Source organism: Vibrio sp. 704, from assembly GCF_033339295.1.
The window spans coordinates 1-631 of sequence record NZ_JAWOUH010000595.1; the positions used below are offsets into that span (position 1 = coordinate 1).

General features: G+C 46.8%; 1 protein-coding gene and 1 pseudogene. One reads left to right on the top strand and one right to left on the bottom strand.

What is annotated here, in order from left to right; all coding sequences use genetic code 11:
- Nucleotides 1–158, top strand: a pseudogene (locus tag R7R24_RS27950) (serine protease); the annotation flags it as partial.
- Between the two features lie 37 nt (nt 159–195).
- Here R7R24_RS27950 and fliJ read toward each other — a convergent pair.
- Nucleotides 196–631 (bottom strand): flagellar export protein FliJ (fliJ, locus tag R7R24_RS27955; RefSeq protein WP_318120333.1); only part of this gene is annotated, 436 nt, incomplete at its 5' end.

Here is a 631-nt window from a genome sequence, read left to right on the forward strand (position 1 = left end):
CCTTAGAGGATTACCATAGCGAAGGTGATTCAGGCTTTGATCCAGAAGACACTAATGTTTCAGGATTTAGCGACAACGGCAGCGGCGGTGCAATAGGTGCAGGGTTGTTGTTCTTTGGAGGATTATTAGGGTGGCTGCGACGCAGAAAAACGACGTAACGTTTCTCTTTACTAGATAAAAATAAACGCAAAACGCTTACAACGTTTTGCGTTTCACGCGAGAGTTGATGATGTCTTCAATCAGCTTTTGCTCTTTTTTGGCTTTCTCATAATTTTGCTTGGTACGCCATCTCTCTAATACCTTTTCCAACCCTTGAACGCGAGCGTGTTTGTGTTCTAACGTTTTTTGTACTGATGCACATTCGGCTTGCATCACCGCTTGCTCTTGCTCGTGGTGACGAAGCATTCTTTGCAGCATCTGATCAACGCGGTTGAAGTTCATCAACGCCGCGCTATTCAAAGACGGAGAGGACAACGCCGATTGACCAGCGTGCCCTTTGAGAGCTGAAAGTTGTTGCAACTGCGTTGAAAGATGATTGTGACGCTGACGCATAGCGTCGAGCTGTTGCCCGACCCTATCACGCTGCTTTTCTTCCATTTGTTGCAGTTTGCCGACCGCTTTAAGTTTGGCT